General features: G+C 68.3%; 15 protein-coding genes and 4 pseudogenes. 14 read left to right on the top strand and 5 right to left on the bottom strand.

Translation table 11 applies throughout. From position 1 onward, the window contains the following. Positions 1–290: 290 nt before the first annotated feature. The 4 genes and pseudogenes from ACH4SE_RS28080 to ACH4SE_RS28065 all read left to right on the top strand — a co-directional run bounded on the left by ACH4SE_RS28080 (position 291) and on the right by ACH4SE_RS28065 (position 3,171). Positions 291–449, top strand: a complete 159-nt coding sequence (locus ACH4SE_RS28080; protein ID WP_398546282.1) for a hypothetical protein — start codon at positions 291–293, stop codon at positions 447–449. Then, a complete protein-coding gene (locus ACH4SE_RS28075) occupies positions 389–751 on the top strand; it encodes a winged helix-turn-helix domain-containing protein (protein ID WP_398546281.1) in 363 nt (120 codons plus the stop codon). Before ACH4SE_RS28080 ends, ACH4SE_RS28075 begins: the two co-directional genes overlap by 61 nt. After that, positions 748–1,223: pseudogene (locus ACH4SE_RS28070) on the top strand (transposase); the annotation flags it as partial. The gene ACH4SE_RS28075 and the pseudogene ACH4SE_RS28070, both read left to right, overlap by 4 nt. Before the next feature lie 271 nt (positions 1,224–1,494). Then, positions 1,495–3,171, top strand: coding sequence for a PIG-L family deacetylase (locus ACH4SE_RS28065; protein WP_398546280.1), 1,677 nt, complete (start codon positions 1,495–1,497; stop codon positions 3,169–3,171). Here the strand turns inward: ACH4SE_RS28065 and ACH4SE_RS28060 are convergent. From ACH4SE_RS28060 to ACH4SE_RS28045, 4 genes and pseudogenes are all read right to left on the bottom strand, one after another. Then, a pseudogene (locus tag ACH4SE_RS28060) lies at positions 3,168–4,149 on the bottom strand (IS481 family transposase). The gene ACH4SE_RS28065 and the pseudogene ACH4SE_RS28060 overlap by 4 nt on opposite strands. Before the next feature lie 99 nt (positions 4,150–4,248). Continuing rightward, positions 4,249–4,746 (bottom strand): hypothetical protein, encoded by a 498-nt coding sequence (locus ACH4SE_RS28055; RefSeq protein ID WP_398546279.1) that lies wholly within the window; start codon positions 4,744–4,746, stop codon positions 4,249–4,251. Next, positions 4,743–5,255, bottom strand: coding sequence for a hypothetical protein (locus ACH4SE_RS28050; protein WP_398546278.1), 513 nt, complete (start codon positions 5,253–5,255; stop codon positions 4,743–4,745). Before ACH4SE_RS28050 ends, ACH4SE_RS28055 begins: the two co-directional genes overlap by 4 nt. 975 nt (positions 5,256–6,230) lie before the next feature. Next, complete coding sequence (locus ACH4SE_RS28045) at positions 6,231–6,473, bottom strand: hypothetical protein (RefSeq protein ID WP_398546277.1); 243 nt, start codon at positions 6,471–6,473, stop codon at positions 6,231–6,233. A gap of 1,581 nt (positions 6,474–8,054) precedes the next feature. Between ACH4SE_RS28045 and ACH4SE_RS28040 the strand changes: the two genes are divergently transcribed. The 3 genes from ACH4SE_RS28040 to ACH4SE_RS28030 all read left to right on the top strand — a co-directional run bounded on the left by ACH4SE_RS28040 (position 8,055) and on the right by ACH4SE_RS28030 (position 9,406). Beyond that, positions 8,055–8,369 (top strand): hypothetical protein, encoded by a 315-nt coding sequence (locus ACH4SE_RS28040; RefSeq protein ID WP_398546276.1) that lies wholly within the window; start codon positions 8,055–8,057, stop codon positions 8,367–8,369. Between the two features lie 73 nt (positions 8,370–8,442). Continuing rightward, the gene (locus tag ACH4SE_RS28035) at positions 8,443–8,694 is read left to right on the top strand and encodes a polymorphic toxin-type HINT domain-containing protein (protein WP_398546275.1); all 252 of its coding nucleotides are present in this window, start codon (positions 8,443–8,445) and stop codon (positions 8,692–8,694) included. A 322-nt stretch (positions 8,695–9,016) separates the two neighbouring features. Beyond that, positions 9,017–9,406 carry a hypothetical protein gene (locus ACH4SE_RS28030; RefSeq protein WP_398546274.1) on the top strand — a complete coding sequence of 130 codons (390 nt, stop codon included), beginning with the start codon at positions 9,017–9,019 and terminating at the stop codon, positions 9,404–9,406. 275 nt (positions 9,407–9,681) lie between these two features. On the opposite strand, the pseudogene ACH4SE_RS28025 reads toward ACH4SE_RS28030, so the two are convergent. Next, positions 9,682–9,798: pseudogene (locus ACH4SE_RS28025) on the bottom strand (IS5/IS1182 family transposase); the annotation flags it as partial. Between the two features lie 287 nt (positions 9,799–10,085). Here ACH4SE_RS28025 and ACH4SE_RS28020 point away from each other — a divergent pair. The 7 genes and pseudogenes from ACH4SE_RS28020 to ACH4SE_RS27990 all read left to right on the top strand — a co-directional run bounded on the left by ACH4SE_RS28020 (position 10,086) and on the right by ACH4SE_RS27990 (position 18,420). Next, a pseudogene (locus tag ACH4SE_RS28020) lies at positions 10,086–10,648 on the top strand (ATP-binding protein). A gap of 36 nt (positions 10,649–10,684) precedes the next feature. Continuing rightward, entirely contained in the window at positions 10,685–11,158 is a 474-nt protein-coding gene (locus ACH4SE_RS28015; RefSeq protein ID WP_398546273.1) for an AAA family ATPase, read from the top strand. Between the two features lie 665 nt (positions 11,159–11,823). Then, the gene (locus ACH4SE_RS28010; RefSeq protein ID WP_398546272.1) at positions 11,824–12,798 is read left to right on the top strand and encodes a glycoside hydrolase family 6 protein; all 975 of its coding nucleotides are present in this window, start codon (positions 11,824–11,826) and stop codon (positions 12,796–12,798) included. A 77-nt stretch (positions 12,799–12,875) separates the two neighbouring features. Further along, a complete protein-coding gene (locus ACH4SE_RS28005) occupies positions 12,876–14,174 on the top strand; it encodes a glycoside hydrolase family 6 protein (protein ID WP_398546271.1) in 1,299 nt (432 codons plus the stop codon). A 170-nt stretch (positions 14,175–14,344) separates the two neighbouring features. Continuing rightward, entirely contained in the window at positions 14,345–15,379 is a 1,035-nt protein-coding gene (locus ACH4SE_RS28000) for a LacI family DNA-binding transcriptional regulator (protein ID WP_398546270.1), read from the top strand. 329 nt (positions 15,380–15,708) lie between these two features. After that, positions 15,709–17,172 carry a GH1 family beta-glucosidase gene (locus ACH4SE_RS27995; protein ID WP_398546269.1) on the top strand — a complete coding sequence of 488 codons (1,464 nt, stop codon included), beginning with the start codon at positions 15,709–15,711 and terminating at the stop codon, positions 17,170–17,172. A gap of 261 nt (positions 17,173–17,433) precedes the next feature. Continuing rightward, positions 17,434–18,420, top strand: coding sequence for an ABC transporter permease (locus ACH4SE_RS27990; RefSeq protein ID WP_031519384.1), 987 nt, complete (start codon positions 17,434–17,436; stop codon positions 18,418–18,420).

The raw sequence follows: 18,420 nt of genomic DNA, 5'->3' as shown, positions 1-18,420 counted from the left end.
CGTGAGTGATACGTGTCGCCCCCGGTGATCCCTTGGAAACCAGTGGGTGTGCAGATAGGCATTACAGCCTCGCGGTCTCCGGCACGCAAACAACCCTCTGCGCGATGGAAACAACCATCTGTTGTGCTGATTGGCTCCTGTGTGGGAACTCCAGACAGGACCTACCGACCTTCAAAGGGCGGTGTCGGCGGGGCTGACGGTCCTTGATCCCTGCGGTATGCCGTGTTCGTGAGGTATGGGCACGGAGCGGTCTGACCGCCGAGCGGCAGGTCCTCCGCGAGAAGTTGAGGATGGAGGCGGCCGAGCGCTTTGCCCAGGGCGTCGAGAACAGGGTCATTGCGCATGACCTGCTGCTCAGCGTCCGATCAGTACAGCGCCGGCGCAAGGCATGGTCACAGGACGGGCCGAGAGCACTGGCCTCGAAAGGGCCGGCGTCCCTGCCCTCCTGAGCGACGAACTGTTCGCCGTACTGGAGAAGGAGTTGGCGCACGGCTGGCCGGACCAGACCTGGACCCTGTCGCGGATCAAGACCCTGATTGGGCGCCGGTTCCACAGGAGCTACACCGTCCAGGGTGTCGCCGCGCTGCTGAAACGACACGGCTGGAGCTGCCAGGTGCCGCCCCGCCGGGCGGTGGAGCGCGACGACGCAGGAGTGGCGAACTGGGTGAAAGAGACCTGGCCGGACGCGGAAGGACCGTGGCGGCGCTCGACGGCCGGCTCGTCTTCGAGGACGAGGCCGGGTTCTCGATGACGCCGCCGACCACTCGCACCTGGTCACCCCGCGGCCACACCCCGTCCGCGTGCGGGGCCGCTCCCGCCGCCGCTTATCAGTAGCCGCCCTGACCTGCTACAAAGCGGGCGAGCCGTCCCGGCTGATCTACCGGCCCTGCCCCGACGTCCGCCCCGACGGCCGCAAGAGCTTCTCCTGGAAGGACTACCGCGACCTGATCCAGGACGCGCACCAGCAGCTCGGCGGCCCGCCCGTACTGGTTTGGGACGACGTGAACTCCCACCTCACCGCTGGTATGCGCCGCTGCATCGCCGGGCGTGACTGGCTCACCGTCTACCAGCTTCCGCCCTACGCACCCGACCTCAACCCCGTCGTGAGCATTTGGTCGGTGCTGCGACGCACCATCACGGCCAACCGCGCGTTCGCCAACCCGAACGACCTGATCACCGCCATCCGACGAGGCCTGCGCCAACTGCCATACCGCCCCGACGTCACAACAGCGCCCGGCCACTCAGCGGAACAGCGGGGGGACGACCTGCGTCCACGGGCGCGGCTGTGGACCGAGACGCCCGATGCGTGCCGCCCGCGGATCCGTAGGGCAACTCACACCCCCGGGAAGGAACCCGTCCGCGGGGAATCCACTCAAGCCCAGTATGAGGACGTATGACACAGGGTATCCCTCCCGGCGCGCGGCGTTGGCCGGGGTTGTGGGAGCCGTGGCGCTGGCCGGGACAGGGTGCAGGGGCGCGTCGCGCGAGGCTGCCGTGAAGGTGGCGCCGGCGCCGCCGTCGGGCCCGTACCGCAGGGAGGCCGGGGCGCTGGCCATGCAGGTGCTCGCGCATCCCGACGACGACCTCTTCTTCATGAACCCCGACATTCTGCACGACATCCAGGCGGGTACCCCGGTGGTGTCGGTGTACGTGACCGCGGGCGAGTCGGTGGGGTGGAACACCCCGCCGGGCGGCTCGCACAAGCACCACCACGCCGACACGGCGGCGTATTCGGCGGCGCGGCACCAGGGGCTGCGTCAGGCGTACGCCACCATGCTGGGGCTGCCGCACTTCACACGCTGGCACAGCGAGGTGCTGAGCCTGCCGGGCGGACTCCACGCCCAGATCGACACGCTCGCCAACGGCGCCCAGCGCGCCAGCCTGGTCTTCCTCCAGGTGTCGATGCACGAGCAGAACCAGAGCGCGAGCGTGCAGATGCTGTGGGACAAGCCCGGCACGACCCTGCCGTACCTGCCCGCCCTGGACAGCCCGTCGCCGTCGGACGCGACCGGCACGTACACCCACGACAAGCTGGTCGACGTCCTGGTGGAGCTGCTGAAGCGGTACACGCCCACGCATGTGCGCACCCTCGACCCCGACCCGGACATCCAGGTCCACGACAAGCAGCACCCCAAGGGCAGCGACCAGGTCGGCTACTCCGACCACCGCGACCACACGCCCGTGGCGCTGTTTGCGTGGAAGGCGCTCAAGCGGTGGTCGGAGTCGGGTGCGCGCGGCTTCACCACCACGGCCTACCGCGGCTACTACAACCAGCGCTGGCCCTTCAACCTGCCGCCCGCGACCGTCGCGCTCAAGGCCCGCTTCCTGCTGCAGTACGGCGGCGACCCCGACTGGGCGTGCGGCGACCCCGGCGGCTGCGGCGACTACGGGCAGGGCCGCAACGAGCCGCTGGCCAACCGCAAGGGCTGGATACGCTCGACCCACCGGCGCTACCCGGGCGCCGGTCAGGTCGTCGTCCCCGCGGCCGCGGCCGCGGCGGGGGCGCCGGGCACGGCGTACGAGGTGCTGGGCCTGCACGCGGTTGTACGCGACGAGACCGCGCCCGGCAGCGGGCGGTGGGGCCCCGCCAGGGACCTGGGAGGCGGGCCGCTCGCACCGCAGCTGGCGTGCGTGGCGATGCCGGGCGAGGGGACGTTCGTGTTCGGGCTGCGGTTCGCGGCCCTCGACGGGCAGGGGGGCGGCAACGCGCGGGAGATCGTGGTCGGGAACGCCGGCCGCTGGACATCGCTCGGCAACCCCGAGCACACGGAGGACCGGGGGCGGCGGGTCGGCCCGCCGACCGCGGTACGCACCGCCGACGGCCGGGTGCACGTGTTCGTGCGGAACGCCGCCAAGGGGCTCACCACCCGGGTCCGTGAGCCCGGCGGGACCTGGGGGGCGTGGACCGACCTCGGCGGCTCCGAGGTGCAGGACGGGATCTCGACGGTGACCGACCGCCAGGGCCGCGTCCACGTCTTCGCTGCGGGCCGCGACACCGTCCACCACTGGGCCCAGCCCGCCCCCTCCGCCCCGGTCGCCTTCCAGCCCCTGGGCACCCTGCCCTGCCCGGCCGACGTCCCCACGGCGGCGCTGGCACCGGACGGCGACATCGCCCTGACCTACGCCCGCCCCGCCTCCGCGCTCACCCTGCGGGAGACGGTGGGCGTCTAGCTGTATTGACCCGCAGCGTTGTTGACGCGGGTGATCGGGGGCTGGCCTCCGATTGCGGTGTGGCTGCGGTGGTGGTTGTAGGTGTGGAGGAAGTCTGCCAGGGCTGCGGTCCGCTGCTCGTTGCTGGTGTAGGGCCGCTGGTAGGCCCACTCGTCGAGCAGGGTGCGGTTGAAACGTTTGACCTTGCCGTTGGTCTGTGGCCGGTAGGGGCGGATCTTCTTGTGGGTGATGCCTGCCGCGGTCAGGCTGCGGGTGAAGAGCTTCGACTTGTAGCAGGAGCCGTTGTCGGTCAGGACCTGTTCGACGGTGATGCCGTGGGTGGCGAAGAATGCGCGGGCTCTGGCCCGGAAGGCGATCGCTGTGGGCTGGCCCTCGTCGGGCAGGACTTCGCTGTAGGCCAGGTGGGAGTGGTCGTCGACGGCGGAGTGGATGTAGCTGTAGCCGATCACCGGCTTGCTGCTTTTGCGCAGGTCGGTGGTGGCCTGCCGGTTGCGGGCGCCGGCGCTTCTGCCGACGGTGCGCCAGCCGCCGCCGTCGGGGATGTTGCCGAGTTTCTTGATGTCGACGTGGACCAGCTCGCCGGGCCGGTCGCGTTCGTAGCGGCGTATCGGCTCGCCGGTCGGGCGGTCCAGCCAGGCCAGCCGGTTCGGACAGTGGCGGGTCAGGATGCGGTGGACCGTCGAGGCGGGCAGGCCCAGGATCGGGCCGATACGGGCCGGGCCGAGCTTGCGGGCCTGCCGTAGCTCGCATACGCGGGCCTCAACCGCTGCGGAGGTGCGGTGAGGTGTTGCCCGGGGCCGGCTGGAGCGGTCGGCCAGGCCCGTATCGCCCTCGGCGCCATCGGCGCACCCACTTGTGCCCGGTTGCCCGCGAGACGCCCATCTCTGCCTGCGACATGCGCGACCGGCCGTCCCGACAGGACACGTTCGACCAGGATCCGTCTGCCGTGAACGGTCAGCCGGCATTACGGTGAGACACGAAGACCTCCGGGCGGTGTGTTCCTAGACAGCTCCACCACACCGGAGATCTTCGCCATGATCAAGACCCGCGCGGCAACAACGCTCGTGATCAATACACCTAGAAGAGTCCGCGCTCGACGGCAGCATGGCGCTGCATGGCATACCGCCTGATTCGCCTGGTGCGTCCTCTCGCCGTCAGCCTGCTCAGTACGTCGGGTTCCTTGGAGAACTCCGCCAGCCGCAGTTGCAACCAGTCGGACCAGGAGTCCTGGACGGCCTCGTCCACGAGCAGCTGCGTCACCTCGGCGGACTGGAGGATCGCGATGTCGTTGGCACGCCGGGTCGCGTACTCCCGGTTGTCCGGTAGGGCGAGTTGTTCGATCCATGCGGGGCGGGCCAATACTGGGAGCGTTCCGAGCATCTGGAGGACGATTGACAGTGCGACGCTCGGTACGGGTTCGGCGGCCACGGCGTCAAAGAGTAGGTCGGAGCAGTCGCCCCGTTCGAAGGCCGTCTGGTAGACCGCCCACCGTTCGTGCTCGTCGCTCATGTTGGTGATCGCCGTCACGGTACGTGTGGCCAGCTCCGTGACGATGTCGTCGAGGCGTCGGCTCATTCCCCCACCTGTGCTGTCGGCGCCGTGCTCACGAACTGCTTCGCTGCCTCAATTGCTTCCCTGTTGAGTTCCTCGACGGAGACTCCCCAGCTCTCCTCCCAGCCGTCCAGGTTGTGTGCGCAGTGGACGAGCGGTTCCAGCTCTTGGGGATAGCCGAGGTCGTAGGCGATGTCTGCCCAGATGTGGTGGGTGCCGACGGCGGGATCCAGGGTTCCGTCGGCGATCTGGCCGGCGATCCAATAGGCCATTGCCCACTTCGCAGCCCTAGGGTCAGCGGGCGGGCGGAAGCCCAGTCCCAACTCCTCAAGCACCTGGTCGAAGAGTGCCGGAGCCTCGGGTTCTTCGCTCCGGAGGAGACCGGCCAGCATGGCGAGGGAGGGACTCTCGACCCCGGCGATCAGGGCGTCCAGCCCAGCCTGGATGAGCTGGTCTGACCCGACGTGCCTGCCGAATGCCCTCGCGCGTGCGATGTGGCTGAGTTGCTTGAGAGCTTCGTCGTCGCTGGCCATCACTATCTTCTCGCTCGGCGTCTGGGAGGTAGAGGTTCACACATTCCCAGGCGGTGCTGCGACCGAGTTCCTTCTGGCAGCAGAACACCGCGACCACGCGGACGTCGAGGGGGAGATGGGCGAGGAACCGCATGGCCGATCGTGCGCGCTCCGATCTGCGCCACCGCGTTTTGCTGCCCAGCCAGGAGCAGGAGTTCCCCCAGCTCGCGGCGCCCGGAGCCTTTGCTGACTTGCGGGTTCTCGAAGACGAAGTCGGGCATCCTGCAGGTGGCCGCTGCGGCGTGAGCAAACCTTTCGGCGCCCGTGCCGTGCCCGACGCCGGGCGACAGCGGCAGGGGCGGCGGTATGCGCCGCAGGTACGGGCCGTTCGCAGTCTCTACGATCAGGGTGAGGTCGTTGGAGTCGCGAGTCGATCGGAGGCGCCGGGACCGCGATATGGGCTGGTCGGTCACCACACAAGTGGGCGGTGTCCACGCTGCTGGGCGGACGGCTACAGGAGCCAGCGGGGTCGAGGACGATCGGAAGCCGGGCCCGCAATGGCGACAAGGGCTCAGGGTCTGGTTGCCGTTGGTAGCGGTGTTGCGGAAGAGCGGTGTCCCGTTCCGGCTGCGGACAGGGAGCGGAGCGTGGCCCCGATGACTTCGGGGCCACGCCTGCACTCCGCTTCCGAACAGTCCCCCGAACTATCGGAGCGACGCTCGGACCAGCACAGAGTTTCCCTCGGTAAAGAGGGAGCGCGACCCGATTCTGGGTATAGGAGTCCGGTCGCTGTGCACCTCGTCACCGGCGTCCAACCGCAATGCTCGGAAGCATCCGGCTGTGGAGATGCTGTGGCATCTCACCGTCAGAGGAGTCAGGTGCTGCTCATCGCACAGCACACGATGCTGCCTATCGAACAGCAAGAGGAGCGCACTGTTCCGGGACCGCATATGCATGATGCAGTCCCCTCCGCCATGCGTGGCTCGCATGACGACCTCAGGGATTCGTTGGAGGAGGCTCGGTTGAATCTGGTGCGATATCAACACCTTCATCTTCCTTGCCGCCCCATGTGACGCTCAGGTGCATCAACCGGCCGTGCGCCTCACCGTGGAACCCGAGCAACTTCGCCACATAGGCGCCCAGAAGAGTTGCTACGTCCACGGCAAAGAGGCCCAGAGCTGCAAGTGGCCCGAGCGTCAGCGGATGATTCTTGATCATTTCGAAGACGTCGGCCCACATGGTTGATTAGCCCTTCGCGTCCCGGTTCGTCAACATGTGACTCGCCTGCCCCTATTGAGTTGTCCCAGCGCCCCTTGTGGTGCTTGGGACGTCTTACGATGGTCTCGAACCATCCCTGGCGCAGCAAGCAATTCGGGTCAGGAACGCTGCGCGGGCGATGGTGCGCCGAACGTGGTGGGTTGCAAACGCCGCGCACAGCGACGTCTTCCACAGTCCGTTAGCCAAGGCCGGCGACATGCCGAAGATCCTGTTCGGCCCTCCCGGTCAGCGTTCCCCAGACGGCCTCCGTGACCGTCTGCCGTGCTGGAGAGCGAATAGGCCATGCGGTAGGCACATGGCGGACATACGGGGATGTGGCGAAAGTGGCCGCCGTGCGGTCGGCGCGTGCCACGGTGGTGGTGCCTGCGGGCACGATCGCGTCCCGGCAGGTGGGCGCGTTTGCCCAGGGGAAACAAGGTGAGATCGTCGAGCTGGCACTGCCGGGCGGGGGAACCGTGTTGGTACGGACGGTGGCCGTGTCGCCGGGACTGAGGACGGACGACCTGGACTCTGACGGCGGCGGCCCTGCGAAGGCGGCCCTGCGAATGTGGGACTGGCGAAGCGCTGTCCTTCGGAACGATGACCACAGCGTTGGCTGGCGCGCCCACCGGGATTCGCGACACCCTGCAGTGTGTCGCGCCGGAAACGCTGGTGGGCAATGCGATCTTCGAGTTCATCGGAATCTGCTACAACCGCCAGAGGCGACAGCCAGCACTGGGCTGCCGCACCCCGTCGAGTACGAACCACTCTCCGCACAAGACCCCATCCGCGCCGTCAGTTCAGCTGGAACCCGAACTGTGTGGCGCGTCAGCTGGGTTGGCTTGCCCGGTGGTCAGGTGCCGTGAGCTGGCTGGATGAAGCCCCGCTGTGCTGGATCGGTGCTGGATGCGCACACCGGCGAGCCTGTTTGCGCAGGTGGCAGGTCTGCGGTCAAAGTTCCGCTTCAACGTGTAGCGGGTGTCCTTGGCGTAGGTGGGTTTCGCAAACCCGCAGGTCAGATGGGGTCAGCCCGATTGGGGGTGAGCCCCGTCGGCGTACCGGGCGCTGGGTCCGCGGGGGTTGGACTGACGTCTCGTCACCTGTCGTCGTCCGTGGTTATCGTTACCGACGCTGGATCGGCGCTGGATGCCGGGCGGGCGCCCACGTGGTGTCGCCCTCCTCTTTCTCCCCGGGAGGGGGATAGGCAGGGTCCGGTTGGTGCGGCATGCTTCCGCGACCAAGTGATCGGCGCGGCATGCAGGGGGACACCGCGCAGGTTCGAACCCTCGGCGGGGGATCCGGAACATGGGGACGGGCAGAACCGGATGCCGGGGGTGAACTGGAGATCGTCGAGACGGTTCAGCTGAATCAGCCCTGGGCGACCCGTGGGGGTCCACCACCCCACTGCTGGATGATCTGCTCACGGAGGTGTCGGCGTACGCCCTCAGCTCCCCAATTGCGTACGGATGAACGTCCCCAGTTGATGGTTCGCGATCTTGGTCTGGCTGGGACGAGATCACCTCTGCTGTAGGCGGTCTGACGTGGTCCTGGCAGGATGCCTGAGTGAAGATCTTGAGAGCGGTGGGCTGCGTTGGCCTGCTGGTTGCGCTCGTGGGATGTGGTAGTTCCGGCGGCGGTGCCGCGCCCTCGGGCGAAACGAAGAATGTGGAGGCGACAGCTTCGATGGAGCCGAGTGGGATCAGTGTTCTGGTGACCTTCGTCGGTGGGCCGGCCGACGGTCGCACTGAGTATCTGCCGCTGTCCGAGGCAGCGGGGAAGGTCACGATCGGTGGTGTGACCTACTGGAGCAACCCAGGCCCGCCCCCGGAGGTGAAGGACACTCCCGAGGGTGGGGCCCAGGTGATGCGGCCCGTCTGAGGCAGGACGAGCCGACCCCCCGGCGTGGTTGCCTCTCAGAGCGCCTTCGAAATCCGGCAGCTGAGCTGTTCGTGTGGGTTGTCGAGGCCGGGTGCCTGCCAGTCAGCTTCGCGTAGGGCACAGACTTCAGACCGAGAACGGTGCAACGGTCTCCGTCGTGGCGCTACGTGCTTACACCGCGGAAATGGTCACGTACAACCTCGCGGTGGACAACCTGCACACGTACTTCGTACTCGCAGGAGCCACGCCGATTCTGGTTCACAACCGCGTAGGCGGCATCACCGTTTACCGAGGGGTGTCGAGGATCAGCGGCCAGACCGGTTGAGCACAATCCGGCCCACGATGACGCGGCCAATGGTGTTGCACGACCGCGGGGTGGCACCAGAACTCCTGAATTCCATCATCTCGGTCACGCTGACAGTGATTTCACGAGCTCGTCCATTTCGGAGGCTGCTGCCAAGAGGACGGCTCTGAAAGAAGATACAGGCGGCACCGTACTGAAGAGCGCCATTCCAGCGGATCGATTCCATGTTTACTCGAACGATGAACCGTGGGTGGAAGAGGATTATCGAACCGAGTTCGAGGTGGATATTCAAGGTGAAATGCTGGGGGAGTCAACATTCGTCGAATAAGTGGGGAAGATTTTGATGTTGCTCGAAATTTCGAAGGAGCAAATCGAGGGGACGGTTCGCGCATCCAGCTGTGAGGCGATGAAAATGATTCCCCCTGCAGTTCTCGAAGCGGTCCTTGAAGGTCTCGAGCAGACCATCGCCCTCGGAATGGGGCCGGCGGCCAACCTCGTCCCCACGTACCGTGGTCGGTATGATGCAATCAAAGAATTTCGGGAGAACCGCTTTGGTTGGAATGGATTCTTTCAGGCGTTGGATGAGTCCAGTGGGTCGGTCGGGATGCATGCTGTGCGGGGTGGCGAGTGGAGAATGCTCCTCCTTTTGAACGAGTCTTGTGATTCTGTGATTGCTTCGCTGGTCAGGCCGCCGGGCCTCGAGGACTGGCCGGAGGGAGCCAGTGTGACGTAACCAGTCGAAGGCAGGGACCCTGCGTGTTTGCGGGTTGGGCGGGATCGCCCGGTGATGGCCGGTTGTGCGGAGCGGGCCCAGATGCAGATGCTGGCACGGTCTCGTTGATCATGTGAGTGTCGAGTTCACGTGACCACAACCGAAGCAGGGCAGTTGCCAGTTCCGGAATCGCGTATTTCGTCTACGCCAGCGGGAGTTGAGGTGGTACTGAGATTGAACTCGTGGAGTCATAGGGGCTGACGGTTGTTGCCTGGCGGCTGTATCGCTGAGTGTTTTCAGCGTTGCCTCTCCAAGGTGAGGACGGCTTTGATGATGACGGTCATGCGGTTGGGGCTGATGGGGGATCTGCGGAAGATCTGCCAGGACTTCAGCCGTGCCATGCCGCGTTCGACGGTGTGCACGTCCTCGTTGTCAGCCTCCGGCCGCAGCGGCGCTCGGTCAAGCAGGAGCACACGCCCCGCTTCACCTCGAAGTGCCTTGCGCACGACGGCCCCGATGTTCCCCGCCGCGCCCGTCACCGCAACCGTCCCCAGACGCACCACGCCTCCCCAGGTGATCTCGCCTTTCGCATCCTCGTCACTGAACTTCTACCGATCAAGCCGCGGCCCGCGAGACAACAGGCCCCCAGCGATCAGCGTGGCCAAGTATCAGCAGCAGCCCGAAGAGGCTCCGGGGCCTCATGCAGGTTGAGCCGTACCTACCGGCGCACGTTCAGGTGTACGGCGAAAGGCAGAACCATCACGCCAGCGACGTTCTGGCCATGGGCGGGCGCTCTGGAGCGGCAGCGCTGGTGCCGCCAGGCTCGGGCAAGACCCACCTGGCGAACGGACTCGGGGTGAAGGTCGCACACGCCGGCTACTCGGTGCTGTTCGACACCGCGAGCAACTGGATCGTCCGGCTGGCCACCGCGCACCAGGCGGCAGGCTGGAGGCCGAGCTGAAGAAGATCCGCCGCTACAAGCTGATCACCATGGATGAGGTCGGCTACATCCCGTTCGATCAGGACGCGGCGAACCTGTTCTTCCAGCTTGTCGCATCCCGCTACGAACAGGGCTCGACATGCTCACCTCCGAACCTGCCGTTCGGGCGGTGGGGAGAGACCTTCTCTGACGATGTCGTGGCCGCCGCGAAGATCGACCGCCTCGGCCCCCACGCCGAGGTTCTGACCCTCACCGGCGATTCCTGCCGAACCCGCCAGCGGCGCGAGCTGCCGGCCAAGGAGCACCGTGCAGGTCACGGCTGACCACGGACGCTGCGGCAACTCCCACAGCCTCTGAGCATGACGAAGGTCTTGGTCACCGGCATGTCGGGAACCGGCAAATCGACGGCGCTGGAGCGCCTGCACTCGCGCGGGCACCGCACGGTCGACACCGACACGGATGCCTGGAGTCACTGGGTGACGCTGCCGGACGGGTCCACCGACTGGATCTGGCGCGAGCGGGCCCTCACAGACCTCCTCACCAGCCACGACACCGGCAGCCTGTTCGTCGCCGGCTGCAAGGCCAACCAAGGCCGGTTCTGTCCGCTGTTCGACCACATCGTGCTCCTCAGCGCTCCCGCGGAGGTGCTGCTGACCCGCATCGCAGCACGGACCAACAACCCCTACGGCAAGCGGCCCGAAGAACGTGACGCCGTCATGGACTACCTGGCCACCGTCGAGCCACTGCTGAGGGCGACCGCGACCGCAGAGATCGACGCCACCGCGCCGATCGAGCGCGTCGTCCAGCAGTTGGAAGAACTCGCCGAGCCGTAACCCGGGGACGACCGTCCCGGGCAACGAGGATCGGGGTCAACATTCCGGGAGCCGCAAAGCGTCGGTTTTCGCGAAGCGTTGACGGACGGTAACGATCCCGGGGGCGGGTCCGGGGCGGTGTCTCGCGGAAATTGTCAGTCGCGCGCTGTCCCGGGCGCGGTCGCAGGCGTCCGCCGCGGCGGACGGCGGTGTCCGACCGAGGCGCCGTGGTTCTTGTGGCTCACCCGTCGTGGGCGGGCGGTGTCGGTGGGAGGCGTTGACGGTCCTGCCCCGGCGACGTCCGGACCGGGGTGCGGCTCCGGCGGGTAGTGATCGCATGGCCGTGCTGGGCCGCTCGTGCTGAGTGGCCGTCGACCGACCACCTCAACGGACGTGACCTGACCCCGGTCCCAGGGCTTTGCATCAACCCTGGGCCCAGCGCCCGCGGGCGTGCCGGGTCGCACGGACCGGCGGGACAGCGGTGGGGCCCGGGCTCCAGGCCTTGTCGGCCCTGGCGCGTAGCTTCCCCGGACACCGCAGTGACTGGTAGCGCTTCCAGTTTTGCCGCCGCACATCAACCATGCGCAGTGTCGTGGTCCTTGACACGAGGTTCTTGGATCACCAATCATCTGGCACCTGGAAGCGCTTCCAGTCTCTCTCGTCCCCCCACAGAGTGAGGAATCCCCATGCGCCGTCCGCACCGCAGGCTGTCGCTGCTTCTGGTGGCAGCACTGACCGGCCTCTTGGCATCCTTCTGTCCCGGGACCGCCTCTGCGGCCGATCCCACCACCATGACCAGCGGTTTCTACGTCGACCCCAACTCCAGTGCGCGGCAGTGGGTCAGCGCCAATCCCGGCGACGGCCGGGCCGCCGCGATCGGGGCGTCGATCGCCGGCGTGCCGATGGCACGCTGGTTCGGCAACTGGAGCGGCACCATCGGCACGGCCACCGGGTCCTTCGTCGGTGCGGCGGCCGCCGTCGGCAAGCTGCCGATTCTGGTGGCCTACAACATCCCCAACCGGGACATCTGCGCGGGCCAGTCCGGTGGAGGGGCGGGTTCGGATGCCGCCTACAACACCTGGATCGCAGCGTTCGCGAGCGGCATCGGCAACCGGCCGGCGGTGGTCGTCCTCGAACCGGACTCGCTGGGGGACGAGAGCTGCATGACCGCGGCTCAGGTTTCGGAGCGTGATTCGCTGCTGCGCAACGCCATCGCGCAGTTCAACACCAAGGCCCCGAACACCTGGGTCTACCTGGACGCGGGCAACCCGGGCTGGATCAGCGCCTCGACCATGGCGCAGCACCTGGCCGCGGCCGGGGTGAGCGGGGCTCACGGGTTCTCCCTGAACGTGTCCAACTTCTACACCACCGCGCAGAACACCGCGTACGGCAACGCCGTCAACGCCGCCCTGCAGTCGACGAAGGGGTTCACCAAGCCGTACGTCGTCGACACCAGCCGCAACGGCAACGGCTCCAACGGCACGTGGTGCAACCCGGCGGGCCGGAAGATCGGGACTCGTACGCAGTTGGGCGGTGGCGCCGAGATGCTGCTGTGGGTCAAGACTCCCGGCGAGTCCGACGGCAACTGCGGCACGGGCGCCGGATCGACCGCCGGACAGTTCCTGCCCGAGGTCGCCTACAAGATGATCTACGGCTACTGACCGTGGCCCCCGTTCCGGGCCGAGGCCGTCCGAGCCCGGCCCGGAACCCCCGATCCGAGAAGGAAAGAGGAGACTGCATGCGACGCCACCTCCCACGCTCGTTGACGTCCCTGGGCGTCACTGCTCTCCTGGCGGCTCTTGCCGCCGCGGCGCCGGCTCACGCCCAGGAGACCGCCGGCCACACGTTGCCGGCCGACACCCGGTTCTACGTCGACCCGAACAGCGACGCCGCCCAGCAGGCCGCCGCCGACCTGAAGCACCACAACCTCGCCGACGCCGCCGCCATGGCGGAACTCGCCAGCTGGCCCGAAGCCCAGTGGTTCACCGACGGCACACCTGCACAGGTGGAGGACCGGACGCGGTCCCTGGTCCGCAGAGCGGATCGCACGGGGACCGTCCCCGTCCTGGTCGCCTACAACATCCCCTTGCGGGACTGCTCCCAATACTCGGCCGGGGGCGCACAGTCCGACGCGGACTACCAGGCGTGGATTGCGGGGCTGGCCCGCGGCATCGGCCAGAGCAGGGGGCTCATCATCCTCGAACCCGACGCCCTGGCCAACCTTCCCTCGGACTGCTCCGCTGACAGCGACCCCACGGGGACGCTCACGGCGGGACGCCTCGCGGATCTCAACTACGCGGTCGACGCCCTGGAGAAGCAGCCGAACACGACCGTCTACCTGGACGCGGGCAACAGCCACTGGCAGAGTGTGGGCGCCATCGCGCAGCGGCTGCTGCAGGCAGGGGTCGAGCGCGCCCAGGGCTTCTCCCTCAACGTGTCCAACTACTTCTCCACCGACCTGTTGAACCACTACGGCACCTGGGTCTCGAACTGCCTGTGGTTCGCCGGCAAGGGGCCGGACTGGGCGCGCGGGCACGCGGACTGGTGTGCCGGCCAGTACTACTCCCCAGCCGCCCCCAACGACGGCCGGCCGGGGAACTCCGTCGACGCCGACGACCCCAGTACGTGGCACTGGACCGACCAGTGGTTCCAGCAGAACGTCGGCACACCGCCCGCCGACGAACTCACCCACTTCGTCGTCGACACCAGCCGCAATGGCCAGGGCGCCTGGACACCCCCGGCGGGCAGGTACACCGGTGACCCGCAGACCTGGTGCAACGCGCCGGGACGCGGCATAGGCAACCGCCCCACCGCCGATACCGGCACCCCCCTCGCGGACGCCTACCTGTGGGTGAAGACCGTCGGCCAGTCCGACGGGCAGTGCAACCGCAGCATCCCTGGAGGCACGATCGATCCGGAGTACGGAATCGTCGACCCGCCCGCCGGCGCCTGGTGGCCCGAGCAAGCCCTGACGCTGGTGCGCAACGCCGATCCGGCCCTGACCTTCGCCCGTCCCGGCCGGGCCCCTTCCCGGTGAGGCGGCCTTCCAGGTACACGTGAAGCAGTCACCGGAAGCGCTACCGGAGCGCCTTCGACACGGGCCGCCTCTCCCGCTCCGATCCGCCCCAGGAGCCACGCCTGGGGCGGCAGGGCGCGTGGGATCATTGCCCGTGTCCCCGCTATGTGAAGCCGAGGAGCAAGTGTTCGATGGAGCCGTCGCCCAGGCGCATGCCGACCCTCGACGAGGTAGCCGAACGAGCGGGGGTGTCGCGCACGGCTGCTTCTCGTGTGATCAACAACGTTCCGCACGTGAGTCGGGTCAAGCGCGAGGCGGTCGAGCGGGCTGTGCGGGAGCTGGGCTACGTGCCCAACCCGACCGCTCGGGCGCTGGCGACCCGTAAGGTCGGCGCCGTGGTGCTGGCGGCTTCCAGCGACGAGGACGGGCTGTTCGCCGACCCCTTCTTCGCCGAGGTCGTCCTGGGCGTGAGCGCCGCCCTGGAGCAGACCGACCTGGAGTTGCTCCTGGTGCTGGCGAACACCCGCCGCGGTCGCGACCGCCTCGAGAGGATGGTCCGCTCCCGACGGGCGGACGGCATCATGATGATGGCGCTGCGCGGGGACGACCCGCTGGGCCGCCTGGGCGAGGAGTCCGGCATCCCCGTGGTCTTCGGCGGTCTGCCGCTGACCGGTGAGCCGCGCCGGTACGTGGACGCCGACAACAGGGGTGGGGCCAGGCTGGCTGCCGAGCATTTCGCGCGCACCGGCAGGACCATGCCCGTGATGATCACCGGCCAGGTGGACACCCACGTCTCGGTCGCCCGCGAGCAGGGCTTCAGCGAGGGGTTGATGCTGGCCGGCATCCCGCTCCTGGACGTCGCCTCCGGTGACTTCCAGGAGGAGGGGGGTGTCGAGGCCATGGAGCAACTCCTGGATGCACACCCGCAGTTGGACGCGGTGTTCGCCGCCTCTGACGGGATGGCGATCGGAGCCCTGCGGACGCTGCGCCGCCGGGGGCGGCGGGTGCCGGAGGACGTGGCGGTGATCGGGTTCAACGACCTGGCCAGTGCCCGGCACACCGATCCGCCGCTGACGACCGTCCACCAGCCGGTCAGGGCGCTGGGGCGCGAGATGGCGCGGATGCTGGTCGGTGCCATCGACGGGAACGACCCGAGCCCGCTGATCCTGCCGACTCGGCTGGTGGTGCGGCAGTCCGCTCCCGCGCCCTCCCCGGCTCCCCGCTAGGCAGACGGGATTCGTCGGACACCACCTGGAGCGCGGCCGGGGTGAGGGCCGCTTCGGGGGCTTGGTCATGCCCCGAAGCGGCCCTTCGGGCCGCCACCTTCCGCACGTCGCAAGGCGCTGCCGCAGGGGACTGGAAGCGCTCCCGGATTATTCCAGTCACCACCCTTGACACCTGGGCGTTGCGCGCCGGAAACTTCCGACGCGGCGCTGGAAGCGCTCCCAGTTCCAGGGTCCCCAGACCCTCGTCGTGCCCTTGAAGGCAGTTCACTCACCCGTCCGAGCGACACTTCGCGACTCTGCGACGTGCGTCATCATGGAAGCGCTCCCACATGACCTTTGTCCAGGCCCGACAGGCCGATCCTTCGGCGCCCGTCGCCGATGCGGCGGCCGCCGAGGACTTCCGCCGCTTCCCCGAGGGCTTCCTCTGGGGCAGCGCCACCTCCGCCTACCAGATCGAGGGCGGGGCGAACGAGGACGGGCGCAGCGCCTCCATCTGGGACACATTCTGCGCGACGCCCGGCAAGGTCCACCGGGGCGACACCGGTGCAGTGGCCGCCGACCACTACCACCGCTGGCGCGAGGACGTCGCGCTGATGAAGGACATGGGCCTGAACGCCTACCGTTTCTCGATCGCCTGGCCCCGGGTCCAGCCGACCGGGCGGGGTCCGGCGGTCGAGCGAGGCCTGGACTTCTACCGGCGTCTGGTGGACGAGTTGCTGGAGGCCGGGATCACCCCGCTGGCCACCCTCTACCACTGGGACCTGCCGCAGGACCTCGAGGACACCGGTGGCTGGCCGCGCCGCGACACAGCTCAGCGCTTCGCCGACTACGCCCTGCTGACGGCCCGGGCCCTGGGCGACCGGGTGTCCCACTGGACCACGCTGAACGAGCCCTGGTGCTCGGCCTTCCTCGGCTATGCCTCCGGTGTGCACGCCCCCGGCCGCACGGACGCGGGCGACTCGCTGCGGGCGGCGCACCATCTCAACCTGGCGCACGGACTCGGTACGGCCGCGCTGCGCGACGTACTCCCGCGCACCGCCCGGCTGTCGGTGGCGCTCAACCTGCACCAGGTCCGGGCGCTCACCGGCGAGCCGGAGGACCTGGAGGCCGCCCGCCGGATCGACGCGGTCGGCAACCGGATCTTCCTCGGCCCGATGCTGCGCGGCGCGTACGACCCGGACCTGCTCCAGGACACCGCGCACCTGGTGGACTGGGACGACCTCGTGCGCCCCGGTGACCTGGAGGCCGCTGCCGCCCCGATCGACCAGCTCGGCATCAACTACTACACCCCGGCGGTGGTCTCCGCGGGTGGCGGCGTCCGCGAGGACGCGCACGGCGGGGGCGACCACTCGCCGTGGCCCGGCGCCGAGGACGTGGCCTTCCACCAGCCGCCCGGCGAGCTGACCGCGATGCAGTGGAGCATCGACGCCACCGGCCTGCGCGACCTGATCGACCGGGTGCACCAGGACCACCCGGACCTGCCCGTCGTGATCACCGAGAACGGTATGGCCTGCGAGGACTACCGCCCGCCCGAGGGGGAGGTCAACGACACCGACCGGATTGCCTACCTCCACCAGCACCTGGGCGCGGTGCACCAGGCGATCGAGGCCGGTGTCCCGGTCTCCGGCTACTTCGCCTGGTCGCTGCTGGACAACTTCGAGTGGGCCTACGGCTACGCCAAGCGCTTCGGCCTGGTCTACGTGGACTTCCCGTCGCAGTGCCGCACTCCGAAGGCGAGCGCGCACTGGTACGCACGGGCCATCCGCCGCAACGGTATCTCCCGGCTCCCGTGACCGTGCGCCGCCCGGCGGCGGTGGGATAGCCCTCGCCGCCGCGCCGAGCCCTCTCGACCCCAGCGCCTGCCGGGCCCACTGCCGGCAGGCGCTCCCACACCGCCCGGCCCCTGGCTGACCACAGCGTGTCAGTCCGCAGCCCGGCGCCCGAAACATTGAGGCCCCCCACCGATGACCAGAGCCGACATCTCCGCACCGCCCGCAGGACCGCCCTGCCGGACCGTGCCGACCAGCAGAACGCGCTGAAGGAGAGAAGCCCCCATGCGAACGATAGTCCGCCGCCTCGGCTTCTACGCGCTGGCCGGCTTCGCGGCGGTGACCGTCAACTTCTTCCTGGCCAGGCTGCTGCCCGGCAGCGCGCTCCAGAACGTGCTGTCCAAGCTGCGCTCGGCCAACCTCGACCCGGACGCGATGAAGGCGCTGGAGGCGCAGTACGGCGCGGGCGACCAGAGCATGCCGTCGCAGTTCCTCACCTACCTGAGCCATCTGCTCCGCGGCGACCTGGGCGTCTCCACCTCGCAGTCCGCGCCGGTGTCGACGATCCTGGGCAACACCCTCCCGTGGACGCTCGGCCTGGTGGGCACCGCGACCGTGCTGGCCTTCCTGATCGGCACGGTGGGCGGGATCGTCATCGGCTGGAAGCGCAACGGGCTGCTGGACAGCCTGCTGCCGGCCACGACCTTCTTCCAGTCGGTGCCCTACTTCATCCTGGCGTTCCTGGTGATGATGACACTGGGCTTCTTCGGCGGCCTCTTCCCTTACCAGAACGGCTACGACATCGGCCGGGACTCCGACCTGACGCCCGGCTGGAACGGACCGTTCGTCACCAGCGTGGTGGAGCACGCCGCCCTGCCGGTGCTGACGGTGGTGCTCGCCTCGCTGGCCGGCTGGGTGGTCGGCATGCGCAACCTGATGATCACCACGATGGACGAGGACTACGTCCTGGTCGCCGCTGCCAAGGGCCTGCCGCAGTGGCGGGTGGCCGCCGTCGCAGCCCGCAACGCACTCCTGCCGACCATCGCCAACTTCGGGCTGTCGATCAGCCTGGTGGTCACCGGTTCGCTGGTGACCGAGATCGTCTTCACCTATCCGGGCGTCGGCTGGCAGATCTACCAGGCCATCCTCACCGGCGATTTCCCGCTGCTGCAGGGAATCCTGCTCGTCGTCGTCCTCACCGTGCTGGCCGTGAACCTGATCGCGGACATCGCCTACGTCGCCCTCGACCCCCGCTCCCGCAAGGAGGCCTGA

This window comes from Streptomyces sp. NPDC020983 (assembly GCF_044333485.1).
GTDB lineage: Bacteria > Actinomycetota > Actinomycetes > Streptomycetales > Streptomycetaceae > Actinacidiphila.
The sequence above is the reverse complement of the archived record's forward strand: the minus strand, read 5'-3'. Positions and strand labels throughout refer to the sequence as shown.

Coding starts and splice junctions, on each gene's coding strand:
- ACH4SE_RS28050 (WP_398546278.1), bottom strand. CDS start 5,255: ATGGCCAGCGACGACGAAGCTCTCAAGCAACTCAGCCACATCGCACGC.
- ACH4SE_RS28055 (WP_398546279.1), bottom strand. CDS start 4,746: ATGAGCCGACGCCTCGACGACATCGTCACGGAGCTGGCCACACGTACC.
- ACH4SE_RS28045 (WP_398546277.1), bottom strand. CDS start 6,473: ATGTGGGCCGACGTCTTCGAAATGATCAAGAATCATCCGCTGACGCTC.
- ACH4SE_RS28075 (WP_398546281.1), top strand. CDS start 389: ATGGTCACAGGACGGGCCGAGAGCACTGGCCTCGAAAGGGCCGGCGTC.
- ACH4SE_RS28030 (WP_398546274.1), top strand. CDS start 9,017: ATGTTGCTCGAAATTTCGAAGGAGCAAATCGAGGGGACGGTTCGCGCA.
- ACH4SE_RS28015 (WP_398546273.1), top strand. CDS start 10,685: ATGACGAAGGTCTTGGTCACCGGCATGTCGGGAACCGGCAAATCGACG.
- ACH4SE_RS28000 (WP_398546270.1), top strand. CDS start 14,345: ATGGAGCCGTCGCCCAGGCGCATGCCGACCCTCGACGAGGTAGCCGAA.
- ACH4SE_RS27990 (WP_031519384.1), top strand. CDS start 17,434: ATGCGAACGATAGTCCGCCGCCTCGGCTTCTACGCGCTGGCCGGCTTC.
- ACH4SE_RS28005 (WP_398546271.1), top strand. CDS start 12,876: ATGCGACGCCACCTCCCACGCTCGTTGACGTCCCTGGGCGTCACTGCT.
- ACH4SE_RS28010 (WP_398546272.1), top strand. CDS start 11,824: ATGCGCCGTCCGCACCGCAGGCTGTCGCTGCTTCTGGTGGCAGCACTG.
- ACH4SE_RS28080 (WP_398546282.1), top strand. CDS start 291: ATGGAGGCGGCCGAGCGCTTTGCCCAGGGCGTCGAGAACAGGGTCATT.
- ACH4SE_RS27995 (WP_398546269.1), top strand. CDS start 15,709: ATGACCTTTGTCCAGGCCCGACAGGCCGATCCTTCGGCGCCCGTCGCC.